Source organism: Arcobacter sp. CECT 8985 (assembly GCF_004116495.1).
Taxonomy (GTDB): Bacteria; Campylobacterota; Campylobacteria; order Campylobacterales; family Arcobacteraceae; genus Malaciobacter.
Map to the genome: position 1 here is coordinate 96401 of NZ_PDKC01000005.1, position 7799 is coordinate 104199.

The 7799-nt window shown below is 25.1% G+C and carries 9 protein-coding genes; all 9 read right to left on the reverse strand.

The annotated features are described in order from the left end of the window. Positions 1-53: 53 nt before the first annotated feature. The gene (gene trpS / locus CRU93_RS04120) at positions 54-1022 is read right to left on the reverse strand and encodes a tryptophan--tRNA ligase (RefSeq protein ID WP_129102921.1); all 969 of its coding nucleotides are present in this window, start codon (positions 1020-1022) and stop codon (positions 54-56) included. A gap of 73 nt (positions 1023-1095) precedes the next feature. Beyond that, positions 1096-2373, reverse strand: a complete 1278-nt coding sequence (locus tag CRU93_RS04125; protein WP_129102922.1) for a TAXI family TRAP transporter solute-binding subunit — start codon at positions 2371-2373, stop codon at positions 1096-1098. Positions 2374-2404: 31 nt separating this feature from the next. After that, complete coding sequence (locus CRU93_RS04130; protein ID WP_129102923.1) at positions 2405-2950, reverse strand: manganese efflux pump MntP family protein; 546 nt, start codon at positions 2948-2950, stop codon at positions 2405-2407. Between the two features lie 47 nt (positions 2951-2997). Continuing rightward, the gene (locus CRU93_RS04135) at positions 2998-4170 is read right to left on the reverse strand and encodes a lipopolysaccharide assembly protein LapB (RefSeq protein ID WP_129102924.1); all 1173 of its coding nucleotides are present in this window, start codon (positions 4168-4170) and stop codon (positions 2998-3000) included. Then, complete coding sequence (locus CRU93_RS04140) at positions 4167-4793, reverse strand: energy transducer TonB (RefSeq protein WP_129102925.1); 627 nt, start codon at positions 4791-4793, stop codon at positions 4167-4169. Before CRU93_RS04140 ends, CRU93_RS04135 begins: the two co-directional genes overlap by 4 nt. A gap of 1 nt (position 4794) precedes the next feature. Then, positions 4795-5199, reverse strand: coding sequence for a biopolymer transporter ExbD (locus tag CRU93_RS04145; RefSeq protein ID WP_129102926.1), 405 nt, complete (start codon positions 5197-5199; stop codon positions 4795-4797). After that, positions 5199-5717, reverse strand: coding sequence for a MotA/TolQ/ExbB proton channel family protein (locus CRU93_RS04150; RefSeq protein ID WP_129102927.1), 519 nt, complete (start codon positions 5715-5717; stop codon positions 5199-5201). Before CRU93_RS04150 ends, CRU93_RS04145 begins: the two co-directional genes overlap by 1 nt. A gap of 1 nt (position 5718) precedes the next feature. After that, positions 5719-7035 (reverse strand): MotA/TolQ/ExbB proton channel family protein, encoded by a 1317-nt coding sequence (locus CRU93_RS04155; protein WP_129102928.1) that lies wholly within the window; start codon positions 7033-7035, stop codon positions 5719-5721. Then, positions 7032-7799: DUF3450 domain-containing protein (locus CRU93_RS04160; protein WP_258238822.1), on the reverse strand; the 768-nt coding region annotated here is incomplete at its 5' end. The genes CRU93_RS04155 and CRU93_RS04160, both read right to left, overlap by 4 nt.

Genomic DNA, 7799 nt, shown 5'->3' on the forward strand with positions numbered 1-7799 from the left:
ATAGTTAATCAAAAAAAAGTATCAAAATAAAAAAGGCAGAAACCTTTTTTATCTTATAATTTAAGACCGATAATATCTCTTACTTGTTCCATTTTTGCTTGAGCAATTTTTCTTGCTTTAGAAGCACCATGTGCTAAGATATCTCTTACTTCATCTTTATTGTTTAAGTAATACTCTCTTTTTTCTAAATATGGCTCAAAGTGTTCGTTTATTTTATCAAGTAGTGTTAATTTAAAATGTCCATAACCTTCACCTGGAGTTTCATATCTTTTTTGTAAAGCTAATAATTCATCTTCATTCATAAATAGTTCACAAAGTTTATAGATATTACATCCATTCCACTCTTTTACTTCATTAAGCTCTTTAGAGTCAGTTACAATACTCATTACTTGTTTTTTTATTTTTTTCTTACTAGCAAACATATCAATAGTATTTCCATACGATTTTGACATTTTAGCTCCATCCGTTCCAGGAACTGTTGCAACTATTTCATCAACTTTTGCTTCGGGAAGTACAAAAATATCTTGTTTATAAGCGTGATTAAATGAGTTTGCAATATCTCTTGTCATCTCTACATGTTGTATTTGATCTTTTCCTACTGGCACTACATTTACATCATAAAGTAAAATATCTGCAGCCATTAAAACAGGATAAGAAAATAGTCCATGATTTGCTTGAATTCCTCTTGAAGTCTTATCTTTATATGAGTGTGCTCTTTCTAATAATCCCATTGAAGTGTGATTTGATAATATCCAGTATAATTCAAGTACTTCTTTTACATCATGTTGTACCCAAAAAGTAGATTTCTCTGGGTCCATTCCTAAAGCTAAAAAGTTAACAGCTGCTTCAAACATATTGTTTTGTAAAGCCTCTTTATCTTTTACTGATGTTAAAGCATGATATGATGCTAAAAAAGCAAATAGTTCACCATCATTTTGTGACTCTATCATCTTTTTTATCATACCAAAATAGTTACCTATGTGTATAGTACCTGATGGTTGAATTCCTGATAATATTCTCAAAATAAATCCTTCAAATTTTTTTGAAAATTATATCGAAATTCGCCTAAAATACATAATTAACAAAGCTTTTTATCTATTGCAATTTAGTGTTGATTTTTTGTTCAATCATGTTTATGTGCATAATTAAATTATAATATTCACCCATAAAGGATAGGGGAACTTTAGTCTCTTTTGAAACTTCATCTTGCAGTTGTTGTATTTTTTTTAGTTCTTTTTCTAATTGTTGTTTATTTTGTATTGAGATTGATTTCTCTATTTGTTTTACTTCATCATACCATCTATAAATTTTTGAACGCATACTCCATTGATAAAGTGGGAATGCTCCTTTAAGTAAAGGAATCATCAAAGTAATTAGAGGAATTAGAAATATTTTTAATCTATCAATATTTGCTGCTATCCAATAAGGAAATATTTTTTCAAGCCAAGTGTCTCCATTTTTGAAATAAATTTTAGCCTCTTCATTTGATTCAATTTTTAAATTAGTTAGATTTGGGAATTCATTTTCTTTTTCAAATAGGCCTTTTTTACTGTGAATCTCTTTTACTTTTTTTAATAATATTCTTATTAACTCTTGTGAAAACCCATCTTTTGCAACCAAATTAGCAGTTGTTGCAAGAAGATTTATATTCTCATCTGGTAGATTTTTATATAAATCAATTGTTCCTTCATATAATTTTATTGATTGTAAATATGAGTATTTTCTACTATAAGCTTTTGCTCTTTTGAAACTAATTAGATTTATATTTGGATCTGCTAATAATTGATTAATTATTTTGGAGTTAGGAGAAGATACTATAAACATTGCATCAATCTTTTTATTTATTAGTGCATTTTTTGCTTCATTATTTGATAGTGTAAGTATTTTTGAATTATCTTTTGATATTCCATTATCTTTTAGAAGTTGTGAACTTAAATCGTAAGTTCCACTTCCTATTTCTCCAATTGAAATTCTTTTTGTAATAAGTTGAATTAAATAATCAATTTTATATCCATCATTTCTATAAAATACCCATAAAGGCTCATAATATGTAGAAGCTATAGCTTTTATATTTTTTGTTTCATCTGAGGTTATAGTTCCATTTTGAATAAAAGCTACATCTGCTTTATTTTCATTTAGTAGCTTAATATTTTCAATAGAACCTTTAGATGTTAGTAGATTAACTTTTACTTTTACTTTTTCTAAAAGTTGCTTATATTTTAAAGCAGTTTTATAATAATTCCCATCTTTAGAGCCAGTTACAATCGTAATTTCTTTTTTAGGTGCAGGTTTGACAAATTTTGAAGTTACATAAAATGAAGCAACAATCAAAAGCAAAATAGGAATTGAAATTGTAAAAAATCTATTTTTCATAAATATACCTTTTATTGATATACTTATGATATTATAAATTTTCTAATAATATTTTAAATCCTATAAATATTAATACAATCCCACCAAAAATCTCTGCTTTACTCTCATATTTTGACATACTTTTGGAACCAAGCATAACTCCAATGAAACTAAAAATAAATGTAGTAATACCAATAATTAAAAGTGATAAATATACATTTAAATTAAACAAATGAAGTGAAAAACCAGCTGCCATAGCATCAATACTTGTAGCAATTGCAAGTGTTAGTAGGATTTTATTTGAAACTTTTGAAATATCTTCTTCTGTATTATCCCCATATGCTTCATAAATCATTTTTCCACCAATTACTATTAGAAGAAAAAATGCAACCCAATAATCAAAACTACCAATATACTCTTTTAGACCAACACCACCAAAATATCCAATAAAAGGCATCAAAGCTTGAAAAAAACCAAAATATAAACCAGCTTTTAAAGCTAATACTTTCAAATTTTCATTACTTTTTATTCCAAGTCCAATAGATACTGCAAATGCATCCATACTAAGTGCAATTGCTAATATAATAACTTCTAACAATAAATAACTCCTATTTTAATTGAGAAATTATAATGAAATATTTTAAATTAACTTCTTAATTCTTTTAAAATACTTCTTGCTCTTTTTTTATGATAAGGGTTATTAACTGCTTTTTTTAGTGTTCTTATACTTTGCTTTTTGTCATTTAGTTCATAAAAACAAAGTGCTTTTAATATCTGTTTTTTCCCATCTGTTTTACTATTCTTTTTTGCTTTAATTTGATTTAGTGTTTCAATGCTTTTTTTGAATTCTTGTTTGTTATAATATAAATTTGCAAGTATTATTTTATATTTGTTTTTATCTGCAAATTTTGAAGATTCAAGTTTATTTATTGCTAAATCAATCTCTTTTGAGTTTATATAACAATTAACTAATATTTCAAATATTTTTTTATCTTCTTTTATTAATTTTCTATCTATAGCTTTTGTTAAAAGAACACCTGCTTTATTATAAACATCATTTTGTAATAAAATATTTATAAAATATAAAATATTATCTTTCTTTGTTAAAACATTATTTTTATATGCTAATTCTAAAGTTGAAAGAGATTTTTTTAGTCTATTTTTTTGTTGATACAGTGAAGCTAATTGAACCCAATATTGTTCATTTGAATTAAATAACTTAACCATCTTTTTCATTGTTTTTAAAGCACCATTATAATTTTTAATTTCAATATAAGATGAATATAAAATTTTATACCAAGACTCTTTTATCTGTTTTTTTGATGACATATATCTATTTGAATATTTTATTGCACTTTTGTACTTTTTATTATAATAATAGCCAAGAATTAAGTTTTCATAAATTTCTTGTTTTTTTAAATACTTACTATTTATTAAACTCTTAGATAGTTTTAAACTCTTTTCATATTTTTCAGTTGATAGATATAATTTTGCTAAAGAAAATTTAATATTATCAATACTTTTAGGTTCAAACGCATTAAGTTTTATTATCTGTTCATATGCACTTGTAACTTTTTCATATTTATTATTTGTAATATAGATATTTGAAAGTGTTTGTAAAATATATGATTTTTCATACGCATTTTTATCTTCTTTTAGTAATTTATCTAAAATGTTTTTCGCTTTTTTGAACTTATTTTCTTGTATAAGTTTTTGAGCACTTGTTAAACTATTGTATGTGCTTTTTGACATATGTTGTTTTGCATACAAACCAGAACTTAAAGTAATTATTAAAACGAAAAGTATTTTTTTTATCATCTTGCCAACCTAAAATTAAATGTTATTGTTGCATTTTTGAATTCGCCTGAATTACTATTTTTTGATGGTTTAAATCTCCATCTTTTTATAGCTCTTATTGAAGCTCTTTCAAACAGACCTTTGGGCTTAGAAGCCACAACTTTTACATCACTTACATATCCTTCTGAATCAATTTTAAATGCTAATTGAACGAAACCTTCTTCTCTTCTTATTTTTGCTTTTCTTGGGTATCTTGGATTTACTCTCCTAAGAGCTGATAACATATTTGCATCTAACAAATTTGAGCCAAGCTCAACTTGTGCACCAGATAAAGAATTAATAGCAGAAATATCAATATTTGTATTTACTGATAATGGTTTTATTTTTACATTTTTATCAAGCTTTTTATTTAAATTTGTTTTGATATCAAGTTTTTTGGGTTCAACTTTTTTTATTTTTTCTTTTGGTTTTATTCTTTTTTTCTTTTCAATATTAGTGTCTTTTTTATCTCTTAAATAAGTAAGTTGAATTGGTTCACTTCTTTTTTGTAATTTTTTACTTTCAGTTGATGTCATTTCATTCATTAAAATAAACATAGAAATAGAAATTACAAAAGATAACGCAACTGCAATAATAATTCTCATATTAATTCTTTAATGTTGAAATTGATATATTTGTTATTCCTGCAAGTCTTATTTGATCCATAACTTTTACTAAAACTCCAGTTCTTGAATCTTTGTCTGATTGAACAACAACGCTATTTTGAGAATTACTTGCTTTTAATCTTTCAATATTTGATCTAACTGCTCTTAAGTCAACCATTCTTTTATCTATCCAAATTTCATCATTATTTTTTATTGCAATTAATATATTTGCTTGTGATTTTTGATGACTTGTTTTAGCACTTGGTCTATTTACTTCAACTCCTGCTTCTTTTACAAATGATGTAGTTACAATAAAAAAAATCAACATAATAAAAACTACATCAAGCATTGGAGTTAGGTTTATTTCTGTCTCTTCTCTTTGTTGCTTATGGGAAAATCTTCTCATTATAAAACCTTTGAAATTTCTAAATATAATTTATCTGTGTGGTATTTGATTGAAAGCTCTAGTTTTTTCTCAAAAAGTATTCCACTTAGTGCTACAATCATTCCTGCCATTGTAGGAATAGTTGCCATTGATACTCCATTTGCCATAGATTTTACATTACTTGTGCCATTTATTGCCATTACATCAAATACTTCAATCATACCTGTAACAGTCCCTAAAAGACCAACTAATGGGCAAACAATAATTAAAGTTTTAATAAAACTAAGACCTTTTTTTAGTTTCATATTTGAGTCTTCAATTAGATATCTTTTTATTTCTTCTTTAAATTTTTTTTCATACTGATTCTTTTTTAAATCTTCAAAAAGTGATTTTTTAAACTTTTTATACTCGATACTTATATACATATATCTTTCTATTAGCAATGCCCATAAAAATAGGGCTATAGCAAACACAATATACAGTACAAAACCACCTTTTGTAAAAAAGCCAAGTAAATTATCTATATATATATCAATCATGTTATTTTAAATTTTTTGCTAACATTCCTATACTTTGCTCTTCTAAAATTGATACAATTGTTTCTGATTTTGAAGAAATATATGTATATGCAAAAAGTAATGGAATTGCTGTAACTAAACCTAAAACTGTTGTAATTAATGCAGTTGAAATTCCACCTGCCATTAGTTTTGGGTCACCTGTACCAAATAGTGTAATTGCTTGAAATGTTGCAATCATTCCTGTAACAGTTCCTAAAAGACCAAGAAGTGGAGTAACTGCAGCTAGTAGTTTTACAAAACTTTGACCTTTTTTTATCTCATTTGTCTCTTTTAAAATAGCTTCACTTATTTTTATTTCTAAGTCATTTATTGAGTCATTTTGATTTTTATAAAAAACGCCAGCAATTTTTCCTAATGAATTTGAATCATCATAAGTAGAAATATCTTTTTCTTGTTTTTTGATTTTATTATGAATAATATTTAGTGTAACCATTTTATAAATAGCAAAAATTAGACCTAAGCCTCCAAGAACTAAAATAATATAACCAACAATTCCACCTTGATTTATTCTATCTAATAAAGTAGGGTTGTTCCCTAACATCTCAAATAGTGTTCCTTTTGTTGGATCGATTAAAACTTGTTTTATTTCATTTGAACTCTTTTGGAACTCTTTTGCTTCATTTTGATAACTAGAACTTGGTTGAACAGAAAGTTCAACAAGTGAATTGATGTCATCTGAATATTTTAAAAAGTTTCCATTTGAAAATGCAGAAAAAAGTCCAACTCTTGTTACTTCTTGAATAGATTTTTTACCATCATGTGCGATTACACTTGCTTTATAATTTGATATATTTCCACTTTGAATAATCTCATCTAGCATTGTATGCCAAAAAGTAGTTAATTCATCAATTGTAGGAAGTTTTTTTGAATCAGAGAATTTTTTAAATATTTGTTTTTTCTGAGGAAATTGTGAAGCTGTAAAACTTCTTTTATAATTTGTTAAAAAATCAGCTGATGTTTGTCTTACACTTCCAAACATTTCACCTAAATCACCAATTTTACTATTTAAAAGTGTTTGTTTTTTTGTTAAAACATTTTCTTGTTTTTCAATAATATCTTTTAATTGTTTTGTTAAAATATTTTCTTCTTTTAACTCTTTTTTTGTTTGTATAAGAAGTTGTTTTTGTTTTTGCTTATTATTAATAAACTCTTCTAATCTTTTTTGCTCAGCAACTAATTCTTTACTTGAGCTATTCTTTACATTATTTAAAAGATTATTTAAATCAAGAGCAAATGCAAGGTTTGAGACTAATATAGCAGTTAATATATATTTAATCATTTACTATCCTTAAGTGTTAAAAATGGTAGATTTAAGAAGTCTACATTTTGTTGTTTTTTGGCAATTTTTATAGCTTTTCTTATATTTGACTTTGCATTACTATCATCTATTTTTACCCAATCTTTTTTATTTTTATTCCAATATCCATAATTTGTCAGATCTAAACTTTGGTAATATAGTCCTGTTCTTCCAACTCTTAAAATATTGTATGTAGTATTGTTGATTTTATCTTGGTAAGTTTCTATGCTATTTGCATAGTCATACTCAATTTTAAATGCTTCTAAAATAATTCTATATTTTTCAGCAGTTTTAATATCAGATTTATTTAAAGCACTTTCTAGTTTTTTTACTCTATTTGTTCGCTCTTCAAGTAAAAAAGGAGTATCCATTTTTACTAGTTCTTTTAAACTTGCAACCATTTTTAACATAAGAGGAAAAATATTTTTTTGAGTTTTTTCTATATCTACTAATTGTTGATTTATATCTTTTAATTCATTTTTTTGAGAATTAATAATTTTTTTTAGTTGATTATTATAGATTCTTGTATTTTTTAATTCAGAGTTTGTATATTTATATTTAGATAAAAGCTCTTCTCTATCATTTTCAACTTTATCAATTTTAGTTTGATAATTTTTTAATTTGTTATTTGTATTTTCAATAATATTCATCGATTTGTCAATTTGATCAGCAAAAATTGAAGTAGATAATATTAAAGAAAAGAAGATAACTTTAGATTTCTTATGCATCTTTTTCCTTTTGTAAAT